The following is a 17,534-nucleotide window of genomic DNA, read 5'->3' on the forward strand; positions in this document are numbered from 1 at the left end:
GCCCACCATTTCTACAATGGAACTGACAGTCCTCGCCAGCGGGAGCAAAGGAAACTGCACCTTTCTGCGGGGGGAGCGCGGCGCGCTTCTCATCGACGCGGGGCTCTCCGCTCGTGAGACCCTTCGCCGCCTCAGATGCGCAGGCGCCGATGCATCGCTCGTCGAGGCGATTCTCGTTACGCACGAGCATATCGACCACATCCGGGGCGTCGATGTCCTGGCAAGAAAACTCGGCGTGCCGGTCTACGCAACCGGCGGAACGCTTGAGGCGTTCCGCGAGAAGTGCGGGGGGACGTCGGCGGAGATCCGGCGATGCCGCTGTGACGAGACGTTCTGTGTGGGCGACTTCTCGATCGAACCTTTCGCCGCCTCTCACGATGCCCGGGAACCCTGCGGGTTCTCCGTCAGGGAAGGAGACCTCCGTGTCGGGTGCTGCACCGACACCGGCACCGTCACCACGACCATCTTCGACCGGCTCGCATCCTGCGACGCCGTTCTCCTCGAGAGCAACCACTGTCCCGATATGCTCGAGAACGGCCCGTATCCCGCGTACTTAAAGAGCCGGATCCGATCGAAACGCGGGCACCTCTCGAACCCGGATGCCGCCCGCTGCCTGCAGAGACTCGCCGATCACATCCACATGGCGGTGCTCGCCCACGTAAGCGAGATCAATAACACGCCAGAGAAGGTGCTCCTCTCCGCGCTCGAAGGGCTCGGGTTCTACTCCGACCAGGTGGGGGTCACCGTGGCGCCCCAGGACCCCGGGGCGGTCCACCCCGAGTCCTGCGGCTTCAGGCTCTGAGCGTCCCCATCCTTACAACTTCTGAATCGTGCAGACCATGCCGATCACGACACCCGCGGCATCGATGATCGGGTCGGCGGAGATGCGGACCGCCTGTTTTGAACCGTCGTTTCTCACGAGTACCGCACCCTGCTTGCACTCTGCGGACCTGCCCTGCCGCAGCACTTCCTCCGAGAGAATCTCCCTGGTATCGCTGCAGAGGAGGGACCATACCGGCTTTCCGGTCAGTTCTTCTCCGGCCTGGCCGGTCAGGCGCTCGGCTTCCGGACTGACGATGATGACCGTCCCGGCAGCATCGGTGGTGATCCTTGCCTCCTCCGGTTCAGGCACGCCCAGGATGCCCTGCTCGACCGATGAGTCCAGCCACCCCTCCGCGGCTTTCCGCTCGGTCACCTCGATGCAGTAGAGAAGCTGCTCGAGCTGCTGGTTCGCACGTTCGAGTTCGGCGGTCCGCTCGGCAACGAGATCTTCCAGGTGCTCGCGATGCCGGTGCAGCTCCTGCTCCGCTTCTTTGCGCTCCGTGATATCCCTGATGACGGCCATCAGGTGCATCTCGTACAGCGGCACAACGCGGGCTTCGTAATGCCGGACCTCTCCGGTTTCCGTATGGCTGAACTCCAGGGGTGCGGCGGGAGCGCCTGTCCGCACGGCCTGCTGCAGTGCATCCAGAAATGCCTCTCCTACCCCGGCAGGGAGCAGATCCTGCATCCGCCGCCCGAGCAGTGCCCGGGATACAAGCGGCGTCTCCGCGAGCCTCCCTGCTCTGGAGTCGAGGATCGTGCCGTCGGCGTTCAGTCGGATAAAGAGGTCCGGGAAGGCTTCGATCGCCGCGGTCAGTTCGGATGTGGCCTGCCTGAGGTGCTCCTCGGTCAGAGTCTGCTCGGTGACGTCCCGGATTGTGAGCAGAATGCAGCCACCCTCGACCGACGCCCGCCGGAACTCGATATCGCGCACCTTGCCGTCCCGGCAGACGGCACTCGCAACCAGGGTGCTCCGGTCGCCCAGGAGCAGTTCCTGCACCATACCCTGCACTTTTTGCCGGTATCCCGGGTTCGGGTGGGCATGCTCGAACCACGCGGCGAGGGTCGGTACATCCTCCCGGGTATACCCGGTGATCCGGGTAAACGCCGGGTTCAGGTACCGGCCTCCGCCCTCGCCGTCCACCAGAACGAGTCCGTCCGGCGCTTCACGAAGGATCGAGAGACAGACATCCTCTCCAAGGTGCGGCGATCCCCGGGCGTCGTGGGTGCCGGATGCTCCCCTCACGGTGTCTCGAGCAGTATTGTTTCCCGTCATTGTAATCGATCCTCCCTGATGTATCCGAATATTCTGGGCCGTAAGCGCAGTCCGTAGGAGATTTTGCCTGTTGCGATAAATATATTCATCGTTATGCCTTTCCGTCTTATCTTCGAGATTGGCTTTTTTAACGGGACATCCAGAGGATTACCGTAAATTCGACACTGCCCGGAGGGAACGGGTGAATCCAGGAGGGGACGCGGGGTCGCCCACGACCAGGGATCTCCGGGGGATCTTTGCAATACGAAGTCACGTTCAGGTCTCCTTGATCTTCAGGATCCGCAGACTATACTGGTCGACGCTCGTGAAGAAAGCGGACCTCGCCCCTTTCGCCCGATCTTCGTCTCCCTCGATGAAGTCGCGGAGGATGTACTCCAGTGCCGTGATGTAGTAATCCCGCCCTGGCGAAGCCTTCTTTGCCTCCTCAAAGCAGACGTAACTCTCGGTCTTGTGGTTGCACATGACCTCGAGCACGGCATCCAGCATCAGGAGCAGGTGCCGGGGGAACTCTTTCAAGATCGCCAGTTTTCGGAAACTGGCGTAGGATCTCGATTGCCCTCCGAGAATCGCAAGTTTCATCCCGTAATAGAGCGGCTCATGGTCGTCGGGATACTGCTGCATCATCTGTTTGACGATAGCGGCGGCACCGCTCCCGTTGCGCAGCTCTACACGGGTATTGAACGCCTCGGTCAGGAAGAATCTGTCATCCGAGAACCGTTCCGTAGCAAGGGAAAGGAGGTGCTGGCGACGTTCCGCATCCCCTTCGTGTTTTGTCCGGGAGATACCGATGCGATAGAACCCCGGTTCGCTCGGGAACCAGGTGAACGCCAGATCCAGCATGAACCAGAAGATCGAGTTCAGCCGGGTTTCTTTGCGATCGAAGAAACCGAGGCGGTTGAGCGGGGCGCGGATCCGGGAGAGATTCAGCATCTCCTCGCGGGCATGAAGCTCCAGATCGTCGGGACGGGGACCCGGCGTCCTGTTCTTCGCCAGGGACAGGGCGTAGTAACAGTAGGCTATTGCGGCGTTGATACGACCGTCATGGGCCTTATGGGGCGTAAGGTACTCGATTGCATGATGGTAGTTGCCGGTATCGATCAGTTTGAGGCCCACGATCACATCGAGGGTTACCCGGCCCTTTCTCCGCCGCTTGTTCCCCATGGCATGCCGCAGGGTCTTCTCGAGAAACTCCGTAGTAGGGGCCTCGCGCGTGGTGTTGATGAGCGTGAAGACGGTCGCATCGATGAAGTCATCGTGGGCCCCGTCGTCCAGGTCGGGAAAGGTCTTGTCGAGCGTGGCGGCAACGTGCCCGAAGAAGACCGGGAGGTTTGCTTCAACCTGTTCGGTATGCTTTACGATGTAATCGTCCATGGTAGCCCGGAGCTGCTCGAGTCTCCTGTTCCGGAGTGCTTCGGGCTGCCATGCACCTTCCATACCGGTACAGATAGAGGACGAAACGAGATATTTGTTTTTATATGATCTCCGGGACCCATCCGGCAGTGAGGAGCATCCGCTCCCGTATTCGCCACGTTAAGGAGAGGAACCGTTCCGGGCGAGGGGTTGCCGGAACCCTGGCGAGGGAATCGGCCCGACCGGGTACGGTGCAGCGGCGACCCCGGCCTTCAACCGATAAAACGGCCGGTTACACGAATGAAACGCTGCATCAGGCATGATATTCACAACGTTTATCCCGGCGGACCTCAAAGCCTCTCGCACACAGGTGCGTGGTCGCGTGGGCTACATTGACGAACTAAAACGGGTTGGAAGAGACGCGAATCCCTTCTTTACGTTGATGGGGATAGAGGTGGGTGAGTTCGGCGACGGGTGCGCCCGCCTCACCATGGAGGTCAGACCGGATATGCTGAACGGTGCCGGGTGGCTCCAGGGAGGGATCTACGTGGCGCTCGCAGACGAGGCGATTGCCCTTGCACTCTACACGCTCCTTGCCGAGAACGAAAGGATCGCCACGATCGACGAGCACACCAGTTTCATCAAAGGCGTCAACGTCGGGACGATAGCCGCCACCGGAAGGGTCATCCGCAAAGGGCGCCGGGTGGCGTTTGCAGACGGAGAGGTCCGGAGCGCGGCGGACGACACGCTTCTTGCCCGGACGTCGACATCGTTTGCGGTCATCGAGAAGTGACACCACGGCGGACTGCCGGCAGAACCCCCCGTTGCGCGGCCGGGGATTCTGCGGGACTGCCGGAACAATACATTCTCAATACCCAAGATCACATACATAAGATAGAGAACCTGGAACAACCGGAGGGGAACGAGAGTTTGAAGTATATCGTTGTAACCGGCGGCGTCATGAGCGGGCTCGGGAAGGGCATCACCACCGCATCCATCGGCCGCCTCTTAAAAAACCGCGGATACCAGGTAACGGCGGTGAAGATCGACCCGTACCTGAACATCGATGCCGGCACCATGAACCCCGCCCAGCACGGTGAGGTCTTCGTCCTCTCCGACGGCGGGGAAGTCGACCTCGACCTCGGCAACTACGAACGGTTCCTGAACATCAGCCTCAGATCAATCCACAATATCACGACGGGCAAGGTTTACCGGGACGTCATCGAGAAAGAGCGGCGCGGGGACTTCCTCGGCGCGACCGTCCAGATCATCCCTCACATCACCGACGAGATCCGGCACTGCATCGGCCGGGCGGCAAAGGAGCAGATCAACGGCGACAGGGTAGCCGAGATCTGCCTGGTGGAGGTCGGCGGCACGGTCGGCGATATCGAGAGCATGCCGTTCCTCGAGGCCGTCCGGCAGATGCACGGCGAACTCGCGCCGGAGGACATGATCCTGGTCCATGTCACCCTGGTCCCGGTGGACACCATGGGAGACTTCAAGACCAAGCCCACGCAGCACTCGGTCAAGGCCCTGCGGGAACTCGGGCTACAGCCCGACATCATCGTCGCGAGGAGCCGCGAGGTGCTCAGCCCGCAGACGAAGAAGAAGATATCCACCTTCACCGATGTCCCGGCAAAAGCCGTGATCTCGGCAAAGGACGTCCCCGACATCTACCAGATCCCGATGGAACTGGAGAAGGAGGGGCTTGCGGACGTCGTCTGCAACTACCTGACCCTCGATAACAGGGAGCCGGACACCGCGTGGTACCGGGTCGTCTCGCAGGAATACACGAACCGGGCGACGGTCGCCATCGTCAGCAAGTACGGGATCGAGGACGTCTACATCTCCATCAAGGAGTCGCTCAAGCATGCAGGCAGGGCGCTCTCCACCGAGGTAAACATACGCTGGCTGGATGCGGAGGCGTTCGAACTCCGTGACCTTGCCGATGTCGACGGCATCCTGATCCCGGGAGGGTTCGGCAAGCGCGGCATCGAAGGTAAGATCCGGGCGATACAGTATGCCCGCGAGAACAACAAACCCTACCTCGGCCTCTGCCTCGGCTTCCAGCTCTCGGTGATCGAGTATGCGCGGCACGTCCTCGGCATTCCCGATGCCACCAGCGAAGAGATGGGACCAGGGGCGCACGTCATCGCCATCCTCCCCGAGCAGGAGGAGGTCTCTGATCTCGGCGGCACGATGCGCCTCGGGAACTGCGACGTCGTTCTCAAGGAAGGGACGAGGGTGGCCGGCCTCTACGGCAGGACCGCGATCGTGGAGCGGCACCGGCACCGCTACGAGGTGAACCCGAAGTTCATCGCCGACCTTGAGAACGCCGGCCTCGTCTTCTCGGGCACCTGCGGGAACCGGATGGAGGTCTGCGAACTCCCGGATCACCCCTTCTACCTCGCGACACAGTTCCACCCCGAGTTCAGATCGAGCCCCACAAACCCCTCCCCGCCCTACATCGGCTTTGTAGCTGCATGCAAAAAGAATAAATCAACTTCAGATACCAGGTGAGACAGCAAAATGGTAAACGTTGAGAAGTTTATCGATCAGGCAGTCCGGCAGATACGCGATACTGCAGGTGTTGATAAAGTCGTGATGGCACTCTCCGGCGGCGTGGACTCGTCGGTCTGCGCGGCACTGGCTGCCCGTGCCATCGGCGACCAACTCGTCCCGATATACGTGGATACCGGCCTCATGCGGAAGGGAGAGACCGAACGGATTCGGTCTCTCTTTGCCGACGTAAACCTCCGTGTCGTGGATGCGGCAGATGAATTCTTCGAGGCGCTCACAGGCGTCACGGACCCCGAAGAGAAGCGCAAGGTCATCGGTGCGAAGTTCATCCGGATCTTCGAGCGTGAAGCAAAAAGGACGGGAGCGACGATGCTCCTGCAGGGGACCATCTACCCCGACCGTATCGAGAGCGAAGGGGGCATCAAGAGCCACCACAACGTGGGAGGCATGCCCCTCGATATCGAGTTCAAAGGTGTCATCGAGCCGCTTGCCGACCTCTACAAGGACGAGGTCCGCGATGTGGCCGGCGGGCTCGGCCTTCCCGTGGAGATCCAGCACCGGATGCCTTTCCCGGGACCGGGACTCGCCGTCAGGGTGCTCGGCGAGGTGACGAGGGAGAAGATCGCGATCGTCCGGGAGGCAAACGCCATCGTCGAGGAGTGCCTGGTGGAGAAGTTCCAGCCCTGGCAGTGCTTTGCCGCGCTCCTCGGCCTCGGGACCGGGGTCAAAGGAGACATCCGGCTGCACGGCTGGATCGTCGCGGTCCGGGCCGTCCAGTCACGGGACGGTATGACCGCCGACCCCCTGCTCCTGCCCTACGACACCCTTGCCCGGATAGCGACCAGGATCACCGCCGAGATCCCCGGTGTCGCCCGGGTCGTCTACGACGTCACCCCCAAACCCCCCGCGACGATCGAGTACGAGTGAGGAAGAATATGGAACAAAAATCACGGGAGGGTAATGCCCGCGACTACATCATGGAAGAAGATTCACGGGAACTTGATGCTCGCTACTACATGCCCGCGTTTTCCCGGACGATGAAGATCGTCCGCGGTGCGGGGTCGCGCGTCTGGGACGACCAGGGACGGGAGTACATCGACTGCGTGGCCGGGATCGCGGTCTGCAGCACCGGCCACTGCCACCCGAAGGTGGTAGAGGCGATCTGCGACCAGGCTCACCGGCTGATCCACTGCTCAAACCTCTACTACGTCCCGAACCAGGCGGAACTTGCGGAGAAACTGGTGGGGATCACGGGACTATCCAAAGCGTTCCTCTCGAACTCCGGCGCGGAGGCGAATGAAGGCGCGATAAAACTCGCCCGCGTCCGGACGGGGAAAAAGAAGTTCGTCGCGTTCACTCACGGGTTCCACGGCAGGACCTGCGGGTCGCTCGCCGTCACCCACAAACCCGCGATCCGGGAGCCGTTCGAGCCGCTCTCGCCCGCCTGCACCTTCGTGGACTACGGCGACCTGGACGCTCTCGCGGAGGCCGTCGATAGGGATACCGCGGGTGTCTTCGTCGAGCCGATCCAGGGAGAAGCAGGGGTCCTGATCCCGCCCGACAGTTACCTCCGGGGCATCCGGGAGATCTGCGACGATGCCGGCGCGCTGATGATCGTCGACGAGGTGCAGACCGGGATGGGCCGGACCGGCAAGTGGCTTGCCATCCAGCACACCGGCGTCACCCCCGACATCGTCACGCTCGCAAAAGGGCTTGCAAGCGGCTTTCCGATCGGCGCGCTCGTCGCCCGCGAGGGGCTTGAGTTTGGAAGGAGCGAGCACGGCAGCACCTTTGCCGGAGGGCCGCTCGCCTGTGCGGCGGCACTCGCGACGATCGGCGTCATCGAGGAGGTCCTCCCCGATGTCGCGCGGAAGGGCGAGCGGTTCATGAAAGGCCTTGCCCCCCACAACCCGCGGGGCCGCGGCCTGATGATCGGCATCACGGTCGGCGACCGGTGCGCGGAGATCCAGCGCACCTGCGCCGAGCACGGGGTGCTCGTCAACTGCGCAGCCGATGGGAATCTCCGCCTGATCCCCCCGCTGGTGATCACGGACGAAGAGATCAACGCGGCTCTCGGTGTCATCAATGCGGCACTTGATTAGAGCGTGCTTTTCGGGCGCGACGGGATACTCCTACGCCAAGAAGGCGGAGGATGTCGCGCGGGAGCACGGCATCGACCGGGTGGCACGCCTCGCGAGCAACGAGAACCCCCGGCCGCCCTCGCCCGCCGCAATCGAAGCGGCGACAGCCGCTCTCCGGACGATCAATCGTTACCCGGACGAGCGGGCGTCGGCGCTCGTCGAGGCCCTCCGCCGCTACCACGGCGACTACCGGTTCGTCACCGGCGCAGGGATGGACGGCGTCATCGAGACGGTGATCCGGACGGTCGTCGAGCCCGGGGAGACGGTGGTCGTCTCGACCCCAACCTTCTCATTCTACGGGCTCGCGGCCGCGGCGCACGGTGCCCGGGTCGTGAGCGTCCCCCGCCGGGAGAAGGACTTCTCGGTCGATACGGCGGGATTCATCGAGGCATGCCGGGGGGCGAAACTCGCCTTCCTCTGCACCCCGAACAACCCCACGGGGAACTCGGTCCCGCCGGAAGCGGTCGAGGAGATCCTCGAGGGGATGGAGGGGCTGCTCTTCCTCGACAACGCTTACGTCGACTTTGCGGATCTTGACTACCGCCCCCTCATGCAGCGGCACGAGAACCTGATCCTCGGGCGGACGATGTCGAAGATCTTCGCCCTCGCCGGGCTGCGGGTCGGCTACGCCTTCGTCCCCGGGTGGCTGGAACCGTTCTACCACCGGGCGGCGACCCCGTTTGCGCTGAACTCGGTCTCTCTCGCGGCGGCCGCCGGGGCGCTTACCGACCCCGACCGGGTGCTTGAAGCCCGCGACCACATCCGGGAGTGGAGGCAGCGGTTCCTCGAGGAGATCCCGTTTAAGACGTATCCCTCGGACGCAAACTTTGTTATGATAGACGTCGCTCCTCACACCGGGGACGAGGCGACGGAACGCCTCGCGGCGAAGGGCGTCCTCGTCCGATCCTGCACCGGTTTCCCGGGACTCGGCAACCGTTTCATCAGGGTCAGCATCGGCGAAGACTGGGAGAACATTCGATTCCTCGAGGCGATCAAAGACTTATGATGACGGGCATCACCGGCACGCCGGGAACAGGGAAGACATCCATCGCGGCCGAACTCGAGCACCGGGGCTACCCGGTCGTCCGCCTGGCCGATACGGTGCGGCCCTACATCATCGAGGAGGACTGCTCCCGCCAGACGCTGGTGGTGGACGTCGACCGGTGGGTGGAAGAGTTCGAGGCGGTCGACGGGCTTGTCGAGGGGCACCTCGCGCACCTCCTCCCCTGCGACCGGGTAGTGGTGCTCCGGTGCCGTCCCGACATCCTGCGGCAGCGTCTCGCGCCGCGGAACTACCCGGAGGGGAAGGTCGCGGAGAACGTCGAGGCGGAGGCGCTCGACGTCATCCTGATCGAGACGCTCGAGGAACACCCGGAAGATCACGTCTTTGAGATTGATACGACCGATCTCTCCGTCGGCGAATGTGCAGACCGGATCGAGCAGGTTATCCGGGGAGAACTCCCGCCTTCCTGCGGGTCCATCGACTGGACCGATTACCTGGAGCCCGGCAGATGACACTGGACCAGTTCCGGCCGCATGTGCAGGGCATCGTGCAGCCCGTGGTGAACCTGGCAAGAAAGATCGGGGTCACTCCGAACGGGCTGACGATTGCATCGTTTTTTGTTTCGATACTTGCCGGTATTGCGTTCTATGCCGGGGGGGTCGTGCTCGGCGTCGTCATGGTCGTCTTCAACGCCGTCTTCGACGCGCTTGACGGAGCGCTCGCCCGGGACATGGGGATCGCGGGCCTCCGCGGGGATTTCCTGGACCATGTCATCGACCGGTACGCCGACATCTTCATCATCACCGGGATCTTTGCGGGCGGCGCCGCATCCTGGCCGATCGGCGTCTTCGCGCTGACCGGGGTCCTGATGTCCTCATACCTCGGCACCCAGGCGCAGGCCGTCGGGGTGGGAAGGTTTTACGGGGGCATTCTCGGCCGGGCAGACCGCCTGGTGTTGATCATCATCGCCGGCGTGCTCACGGTGCTGCTTCCGGGAGAGATCTACGGTCTGAACTACCTCGGGTGGCTTCTCGTCATATTCGGCGTCCTCGGGCACTACACCGCCTTCCAGCGTTTCGCCCACGTCTGGCGGCAGATCGAAAAAAAGTGACCGTCCTCACGGGTTGAGGACGTAGATGCCGTAGTTGAGGTAGGCCGCAAAACTCACCCAGAGAAGGTAGGGGACGAGGAGCACCGCCGCGGATACCGATACCCGGTAGAAGGCGGCTATCGTCATGAGGATTGCAATCCAGAGGAGCACGATCTCGAGAAAAGCGAAGTACGGTGCCTGGAGTCCGAAGAAGAGGTACGACCAGAGGACGTTTAAGACAAGCTGGATGCCGAAGATCGCCATAGCGACGCGTACGTTCTTCTGTCCCCACCCCCTGCTCCAGACAAGATAGAGCGCGATGCCCATGAGAATGTAGAGTACCGTCCAGACGGGACCGAAGACCCACGCAGGAGGGTTCAGCTCGGGTTTCGCAAGAGCGGCGTACCAGGTCGGGATTGCTGGTGTCGTGAAGATCGACCCGATCAGCGCCGCAAGCAGGCAGATCGTGATCGAAGTAAATAACTGGGTAACCCGGACGTATACAGATGCCACGACGCTAAATAGTGACCGTGTGCCTTAAAACTTTTGCTCTCGGTGCGAAACGTCAGCCCTCGCTCCGACGTAAAGCCGACGATATACCGCTCCTGACCCGGGACCGAGGAGACTCTTCGGACAGAGCCGGGGAGTCACTCGTATTCCTCCCCGTCTGGATACTCGTCGTCTTCGTCGCCCCCGGTAGGGAGGGCTTCGCGGAGAGTAAACCTGAACACCGCACCGAGATCCTGCCGCTCCTCCACCCGGTCTTCCACGCGGATGGTGCCGCCGTAGCGCTCGACGAGGGTGCGGACGATGAAGAGCCCGAGCCCGTCGCCGCACCCCCCGACCCATCCCCGCTCGAACCGGGAAAAGATCGACTCCTTCATGGGGTCGGGAATGCCCGGCCCGGTATCCTCGACGGAGACCAGCACGTTCTCGCCGTCGTAATCGTCCACCCGGATGGCGATCCTGACCTCCGGACCGCCGGACTTGACGGCGTTCCGGATAAGGTTGGCGAAGACCTCGGAGAGGAGATCGTCCGCCCAGACCTGGCGATGGCTGACCGAAAACTCAATCGCAACGTCCGGGAAGGCGGCGACTTCCTCCCTGATGACGAGATCGAGGTCGACCGGCCCGACGTCGGGCGAGTCGTGGTGAATGCGGCGGATGGTGGTGACGTTCCCGAGGATCTCTGCGCTTCTCTCGATGCTGCTCCGGATCTTTCTCGCATACAGCGCACCCTCACCCTCCAGCATCTCGGTGAGGAGATCGGCATAGAGACCCGAGACGTTCTCGGCGTTCCTGATATCGTGCGTCATGATATCCAGGTAGAGGTTCGCCTCCCGGTTCGCCGCCTCCAGTTTCTTGTGCAGCATCCCTTTCAGGATACCCGACCCGATCTCTTTTCCCACCATCTCCAGAAGCGTCATCTCCTCGCGGGAGAAGGATTCCTTCGTCCTGCTGCCGACATAAACCGCCCCGACAACGACCGATTCGGCGATGAGAGGGATGCAGGCGAGCGCCGATACCTCGAGCTCCTCGAGTATGCTGGCCTCGATGGAACTCAGGTCGGGCTGCCGCTGCATGTAGCGGGGCTGGCCGGCGATGAAGATGAAGTTGAACGGCCAGTGGTGGACCTTGATGATACGGCTCCGGGACATGCACGATGTGGGCAGCCCCCTCTGGTGCTGCAGCAGGGCCCGCTTGCGCTCGGCATCGAGCATGTAGACGATGCCGACATGGAACCCCATCAATTCGAGCGTCTTCTCGAGCGACTCCTCCAGGAGTTCGGCAAGAGAGAGGGAGGCAGCCGAGACCCCGACCACCTGGTTGAGTACCATGAGCTGCTCGTTCCGGGTGCGGGTCTCCTCTTCCGCCCGTTTTCGTTCGGTGATATCCATCACGCCGGCAATAGAGCCCCGGAATTCTCCGGATTCATCGGTGAACGGAGACGCTATCATCAGCGCGGTGATCCGGTCGCCTTCCTTCCGGACGAATTCGCACTCGTACTGCTCCCGGGTGCCGTCTCTCCGGCAGTTCAGACGGTCCCGCATCGCGGCACCGCAGGAAGGAGAGAGGAACGAATAGAGGGACTTTCCAATCATCTCTGCCGGGGCATAGCCGAGCATCTCCGCCATCCGGGGGTTGACAAACGACGTGCAGGCGTCCCGGTCGATCACCCATATCCCCTCGCTGAGGCTCTCCACGACGAGCCGGTACTTCTGCTCGCTCTGCCTGAGCGCCTCCTCCGCCCTTTTGCGGCCGGTGATGTCGAGCACCCCGGCAAGACATCCGCCAAAGGCGCCGGCAGTATCGATGATCGGCGACGTGACCACGAGGGCGTGGATGCTTCTCCCGTCGCTGTGGAGAAGGTCCAGTTCGAACTCCTGCCTCCGGTCGGTCAGCCAGCAGAACGGATGTCCGGCGGCCGAAACGGTCCCGTCGAAGAGCCCGGTGATCGGCGACCCTATCAGGCTTCCGGCAGGGCAACCGAGGATCTCCTCCATGCGCGGGTTTGCGAAGGTGATGATACCGGTCTCGTTCACGGCGAGAACGCCTTCGTTGAGGTTCTCGACCAGTCTCCTGTACATCGTCTCCGAGTGCCGGAGCGCGAGTTCCACCCGCGTCCGCTCCAGTGCGTACCTGACGGCCCGGCAGAGCAGTTCGCCGTCGGTCTTCTCTTTGACGAGGTAATCCTGCGCGCCGCGCTGCATCGCACGGAGGGCAGCGGGGTCGTCTCCCCCCGCGGTGAGCACGATGATCGGGATGTCGGGCGCCGTCCGGCGCAGGCGGTCGAAGGCCGCCGTCCCCTGCCCGGCCGCGAGATCGAGGTCGAGGAGCACCACGTCGATTCCACCCCCCGATACCAGAGCAAGCCCGTCTTCGGGGCGTCCGCAGTGCGCCACCTCGACCTCGCGTCCGCACTCCCCGAGCATCTCCCGGACACTCCGGAGATCGCCGGGGTTCTCCCCGATCAACAATACTCTCAACGGTTCGCTCATGGTATCACTCGTATGCAGGGCCCGGCACCCCCGGTACCGGTCGTGAACCCGGGTAATCCGGCCGGGGACGGCTGCCGCCGCATCCGGGGGACATCCCGCCGCAGGGCTGCTCGCCGCTCTCCCGCGCGGGTCTGACCGCACGCGGCCGGGTTCTCACTACTGTAGTACCGCCTTCGGGGAATTTATACCTCATTCTTTGGGCGTGGACGCCGCCGGGACGACGGTCACCTTCAGGGCCGCGACCCCCGGGTTCTCCCTCTTCGCGATCAGCGGGATCGAGCAGGCCGGTGAAGTGACGACCCCGACAGCGGCACAGACCACTGCGCGTGCGGTCGCAGAACCCACCGCAACGCAGACCGCAGCCGCTCCGGCCGGCGGGGCGGCGCCCGACCTCCCGCTTGGCACGATTGCGGTTGTCGGTGTGGGCGCTCTGGTGTTGATCGGCGGCGGATTCCTGGTCCGGCGCTGGTGGCAACACAGGCAGAACCCGGCGCTGTTCAAGGACTACGACTGATGCGGTGAAAGGGAGCGGAACACTCCCCTTTTTCCGATCCATCCCGATCCTGTGCGGAGAAGACACACGATTGCACGGCGATCGGCAATTTCTGACGTTTACATGCGTATCCCAAGCCTAAATCCCGCCCAATACGCAATAAAAAACCAGAATGCTTATCGTTTATGAATTTCTTAAACCTTTCATGGCAAATTTTTTCATAAACATTTCTGTGACGGCACTGTGCCTGATCGTTGCAGCCCTGCTGCTTGTCGGCACCGCAAGCGCTGTCGGACCGATGCCCCCGACGGCCGCGTTCACCGGCACGCCGACCACCGGCCCGGCGCCTCTCACGGTGCAGTTCACCGATACTTCAGCAGGGTGGCCGAGCTCATGGTCCTGGGATTTCGGCGACGGCGGGACCTCGACTGAGCGGAACCCCGCGCACGTCTATTCCTCCGCCGGAACCTACACGGTCAGCCTGACGGTCACCAACCCGGATGGATCGGACACGGAAACCAGGCCCGATTACATCACGGCCACCTCTCCCCCGCCGGAAGCAGCCTTCAGCGGCACCCCGACGTCCGGGGCCCCACCCCTGACCGTCTCCTTCACCGACGAATCGACCGGCGACCCGAGCGGGTGGGCGTGGTTCTTCGGCGACGAGACCTACGATCAGGCATGGACGCAGGTGAATGCGAATCCCGATTGGTCGAAACGACGAGCCCATACGGCGGTCGTACTGCCGGACGGGGACATCATACTCATGGGCGGTTGGGCATCCGGAGGTTATCAAAACGACACGTGGCGGTCGGACAATGGCGGCACAACCTGGACGCGGATGAACGCGAGTTCCGGGTGGACGAAAAGAGCCGAACACACCAGCGTCGCGATGCCGGACGGAAGCATCGTACTCATGGGCGGTTATACCAACGTCGGTGGCGCCACCAGATTGAACGACACCTGGCGGTCGACAGATAAGGGCGCAACCTGGACACAGGTGAACGCGAGTCCCGGGTGGACGGCAAGAACCGAGCACACCAGCGTCGCGATAGGCAACAGCATCCTGCTCATGGGCGGTACTGACAGCACCCTTAAGAACGATGTGTGGCGGTCGACCGACAATGGCGCAACATGGACGCAAGTGAACGCGAATGCCGGGTGGACGGGAAGAACCGACCTTACAGCGGTCGCGATGCCGGACGACAGCATCGTAATCATGGGCGGTCAGAGCGGCGGATTTAGGAACGACGTGTGGCGGTCGACCGATCTCGGCACAACCTGGACGCAGATGACCGAGAATGCGGGGTGGTCGGGAAGAGAGAGCCATACGGCGGCCGTGCTGCCGGACGGGGACATCCTGCTCATGGGCGGTTGGGCATCCGGAGGTTATCAAAACGACACGTGGCGGTCGGACGATTACGGCGCAACATGGACGCAGGTGAACGCGAGTCCCGGGTGGACGGCACGATGGGGCTCCACTAGCGTCGCGATGCCGAACGGCAGCATCGTACTCATGGGCGGCGATGACGGCGCCTATACGAACGACGTGTGGCGGCTCCAGACCGCAGGCTCGACGGCAGAGAACCCCACGCACACCTATACCGCCGCGGGCACCTACTCGGTGGCGCTGCAGGCGTACAACGACGACGGCTATGGCAGCACGCGACGGACCGATTACATCACGGTCACCCCTCCTCCACCGGAAGCAGACTTCAGCGGCACCCCGACGTCCGGCACTGCGCCCCTGACCGTATCCTTCACCGACGACTCCACCGGCGCCCCGACCGGGTGGGCGTGGTTCTTCGGCGACGAGACCTACGATCAGGCATGGACGCAGTTGCCCGACGCCGGGTGGTCGGGGCGGAGTTTCCCTGTGGCGGTCACGATGCCGAATGGGAACGTCGTACTCATGGGCGGTTTTCCTATCACCGGCGACCTTACGACCGGGAACGACGTGTGGCGGTCAGCCGATAACGGCGCAACCTGGACACGGGTGAACGCGAGTGCCGGGTGGACGGGGCGATACGGTCATACGGCGGTCGCGGTCGGCGACAGCATCGTCCTCATGGGCGGTTTTGACAGCGTTGGCCGTAAGAACGATGTATGGCGGTCGGACGATGACGGCGCAACGTGGACGCGGGTGAACGCGAGTGCCGGGTGGACCCCAAGACACTGGCACACCAGCGTTGCGCTGCCGGACGGAAGCATCGTACTCATGGGAGGTTGGGACAGCACCTATCTCCAGGTGAACGATGTCTGGCGGTCGACCGATTACGGCGCGACGTGGGAGGAAGTTGCGACGAGTGGCCCCATCTGGACGCCAAGAGAGGACCACGCGGCGGTCACGATGCCGGACGGGAGCATCGTCCTCATGGGGGGTTATGACGGCACCCGGTTGAACGACGTGTGGCGGTCGGACGATGGCGGCGCGACGTGGACGCAGCAGACCGAGCACGCCGGGTGGACGGCACGGGCCTTCCATACGGCCGTCACGATGCCGGACGGGAGCATCGTCCTCATGGGCGGACATGACGGAGCCATGAAGAACGACGTGTGGCGGTCGACCGATAACGGCACAACCTGGGAACCGTTGCCCGACGCCGGGTGGGATGCAAGATACGCTCACACCAGCGTCGTGCTGCCGGACGGGAGCATCCTCGTGATGGGCGGTGAGGACAACGGCATGATCCGTCTGAACGATACGTGGCGGCTCCAGCCCGCAGGATCGACAGAAGAGAACCCGTCGCATGTGTATGATGCTCCGGGTACCTATACGATAGCGTTGCAGGCATACAATGCCGGTGGGTACGACAGCATATGCGAGATCAATTACATCACGGTCTCGGCCCCCGTCGCCCCAACGGCAGCCTTCAGCGGCACCCCTACCTCCGGCACAGCGCCCCTGGCCGTTGACTTCACCGACGCCTCGACCGGTTCGCCCACGGTATGGACCTGGGACTTCGGCGACGGCGCAACCTCGACCGAGCAGAACCCGGCCCACACCTACGCTGCCGCCGGGACCTACACGGTCAACCTCACGGTCGGTAACGCGGTAGGCACCGATATGCTCTCCCGGAGCGGGTATATCACGGTTACGGAGCCGGAGCCGACGCAGACCCCCACCCCCACCCCGACCCGCAGGCCGGTCTACAGCGGCGGTGGCGGCGGCGGCTCAACGGGCGGACCGGACGGATATAACGTGGGTGGCGACTCCGCCGTGAGCAAGGTCACCGTCACCGGCACCGGGCTTGAGATGCTCATCGTCACCGGCTGGAAGCAGTCCTCCCCGAGGACCGGGATCCCCCCGGCGCCGGGAACCCCGTATCAGTACGTCGACCTGGTGCCGGCCCGGTTTGAGGAGATCACCGGCGCGAATATCACCTTCACCGTCCCGGCCGCGTGGCTGGAGGAGCATGGATTCACCCCTGAAGAGATCGTGCTCTACCACTACAACGGCACGGCGTGGGAAGCGCTCCCGACGTGGGTCGTGGATGCCGCCGGGACGACGGTCACCTTCAGGGCCGCGACCCCCGGGTTCTCCCTCTTCGCGATCACCGGGATCGAGCAGGCCGGTGAAGTGACGATCCCGACAGCGGCACAGACCACCGTACAGGCGGTCGCAGAGCCCACCGCAACGCAGACCGCAGCCGCTCCGCCCGGCGGGCCGGCGCCGGACTTCCCGCTCGGGACCGTCGCCCTTGTCGCCGGAGTCGTCCTGGTGCTCGCCGCCGGGGGCTACCTGGTCCGGCGGTGGTGGATGCACCGGCAGAACCCGGCGCTCTTCCGGGACTACGATTGACGCGGCATGACGTGGAAAACATTCAACCATTTTTGATC

14 protein-coding genes are annotated in these 17,534 nt (G+C 63.3%); 10 read left to right on the forward strand and 4 right to left on the reverse strand.

Going from position 1 to position 17,534, the window contains the following annotated elements; all coding sequences use genetic code 11:
* The first annotated feature begins 16 nt into the window (after positions 1-16).
* Positions 17-802, forward strand: coding sequence for an MBL fold metallo-hydrolase (locus DIC75_RS08820; RefSeq protein WP_250987650.1), 786 nt, complete (start codon positions 17-19; stop codon positions 800-802).
* Positions 803-814: 12 nt separating this feature from the next.
* Here DIC75_RS08820 and DIC75_RS08825 read toward each other — a convergent pair whose 3' ends face one another.
* Both DIC75_RS08825 and DIC75_RS08830 read right to left on the reverse strand, forming a co-directional pair.
* On the reverse strand, positions 815-2,098 hold the full coding sequence (locus tag DIC75_RS08825; protein WP_250987651.1) for a PAS domain S-box protein: 1,284 nt from the start codon (positions 2,096-2,098) through the stop codon (positions 815-817).
* Positions 2,099-2,353: 255 nt separating this feature from the next.
* Entirely contained in the window at positions 2,354-3,532 is a 1,179-nt protein-coding gene (locus tag DIC75_RS08830; RefSeq protein WP_250987652.1) for a hypothetical protein, read from the reverse strand.
* Between the two features lie 298 nt (positions 3,533-3,830).
* On the opposite strand from DIC75_RS08830, the gene DIC75_RS08835 reads away from it, so the two are divergent.
* From DIC75_RS08835 to DIC75_RS08865, 7 genes are all read left to right on the forward strand, one after another.
* Positions 3,831-4,241, forward strand: a complete 411-nt coding sequence (locus DIC75_RS08835; protein WP_250987653.1) for a PaaI family thioesterase — start codon at positions 3,831-3,833, stop codon at positions 4,239-4,241.
* 137 nt (positions 4,242-4,378) lie between these two features.
* Positions 4,379-5,968, forward strand: coding sequence for a CTP synthase (gene pyrG, locus DIC75_RS08840; RefSeq protein WP_250987654.1), 1,590 nt, complete (start codon positions 4,379-4,381; stop codon positions 5,966-5,968).
* A 9-nt stretch (positions 5,969-5,977) separates the two neighbouring features.
* Positions 5,978-6,895 carry a glutamine-hydrolyzing GMP synthase gene (guaA, locus tag DIC75_RS08845; protein WP_250987655.1) on the forward strand — a complete coding sequence of 306 codons (918 nt, stop codon included), beginning with the start codon at positions 5,978-5,980 and terminating at the stop codon, positions 6,893-6,895.
* Positions 6,896-6,945: 50 nt separating this feature from the next.
* Positions 6,946-8,070 carry an acetylornithine transaminase gene (locus tag DIC75_RS08850; RefSeq protein ID WP_250987827.1) on the forward strand — a complete coding sequence of 375 codons (1,125 nt, stop codon included), beginning with the start codon at positions 6,946-6,948 and terminating at the stop codon, positions 8,068-8,070.
* Positions 8,054-9,115: a histidinol-phosphate transaminase gene (gene hisC, locus DIC75_RS08855; protein ID WP_250987656.1), complete on the forward strand. Its 1,062-nt coding sequence runs from the start codon at positions 8,054-8,056 to the stop codon at positions 9,113-9,115. The genes DIC75_RS08850 and hisC overlap by 17 nt, the downstream gene beginning before the upstream one ends.
* On the forward strand, positions 9,112-9,624 hold the full coding sequence (locus tag DIC75_RS08860; protein ID WP_250987657.1) for an adenylate kinase family protein: 513 nt from the start codon (positions 9,112-9,114) through the stop codon (positions 9,622-9,624). Before hisC ends, DIC75_RS08860 begins: the two co-directional genes overlap by 4 nt.
* Positions 9,621-10,223: a CDP-alcohol phosphatidyltransferase family protein gene (locus DIC75_RS08865; RefSeq protein WP_250987658.1), complete on the forward strand. Its 603-nt coding sequence runs from the start codon at positions 9,621-9,623 to the stop codon at positions 10,221-10,223. The genes DIC75_RS08860 and DIC75_RS08865 overlap by 4 nt, the downstream gene beginning before the upstream one ends.
* 6 nt (positions 10,224-10,229) lie before the next feature.
* Here the strand turns inward: DIC75_RS08865 and DIC75_RS08870 are convergent, their stop codons facing one another.
* Together DIC75_RS08870 and DIC75_RS08875 are read right to left on the reverse strand one after the other, a co-directional pair.
* Positions 10,230-10,715 carry a TspO/MBR family protein gene (locus DIC75_RS08870; protein WP_250987659.1) on the reverse strand — a complete coding sequence of 162 codons (486 nt, stop codon included), beginning with the start codon at positions 10,713-10,715 and terminating at the stop codon, positions 10,230-10,232.
* Positions 10,716-10,849: 134 nt separating this feature from the next.
* A complete protein-coding gene (locus DIC75_RS08875) occupies positions 10,850-13,201 on the reverse strand; it encodes a hybrid sensor histidine kinase/response regulator (RefSeq protein WP_250987660.1) in 2,352 nt (783 codons plus the stop codon).
* Positions 13,202-13,397: 196 nt separating this feature from the next.
* Here DIC75_RS08875 and DIC75_RS08880 point away from each other — a divergent pair, with 196 nt between their 5' ends.
* The gene (locus tag DIC75_RS08880; RefSeq protein WP_250987661.1) at positions 13,398-13,715 is read left to right on the forward strand and encodes a hypothetical protein; all 318 of its coding nucleotides are present in this window, start codon (positions 13,398-13,400) and stop codon (positions 13,713-13,715) included.
* Between the two features lie 184 nt (positions 13,716-13,899).
* Positions 13,900-17,496, forward strand: coding sequence for a Kelch repeat-containing protein (locus DIC75_RS08890; RefSeq protein ID WP_284738429.1), 3,597 nt, complete (start codon positions 13,900-13,902; stop codon positions 17,494-17,496).
* Positions 17,497-17,534 lie beyond the last annotated feature (38 nt).

The sequence above is a fragment of the Methanoculleus oceani genome (assembly GCF_023702065.1).
Lineage (GTDB): Archaea > Halobacteriota > Methanomicrobia > Methanomicrobiales > Methanoculleaceae > Methanoculleus > Methanoculleus oceani.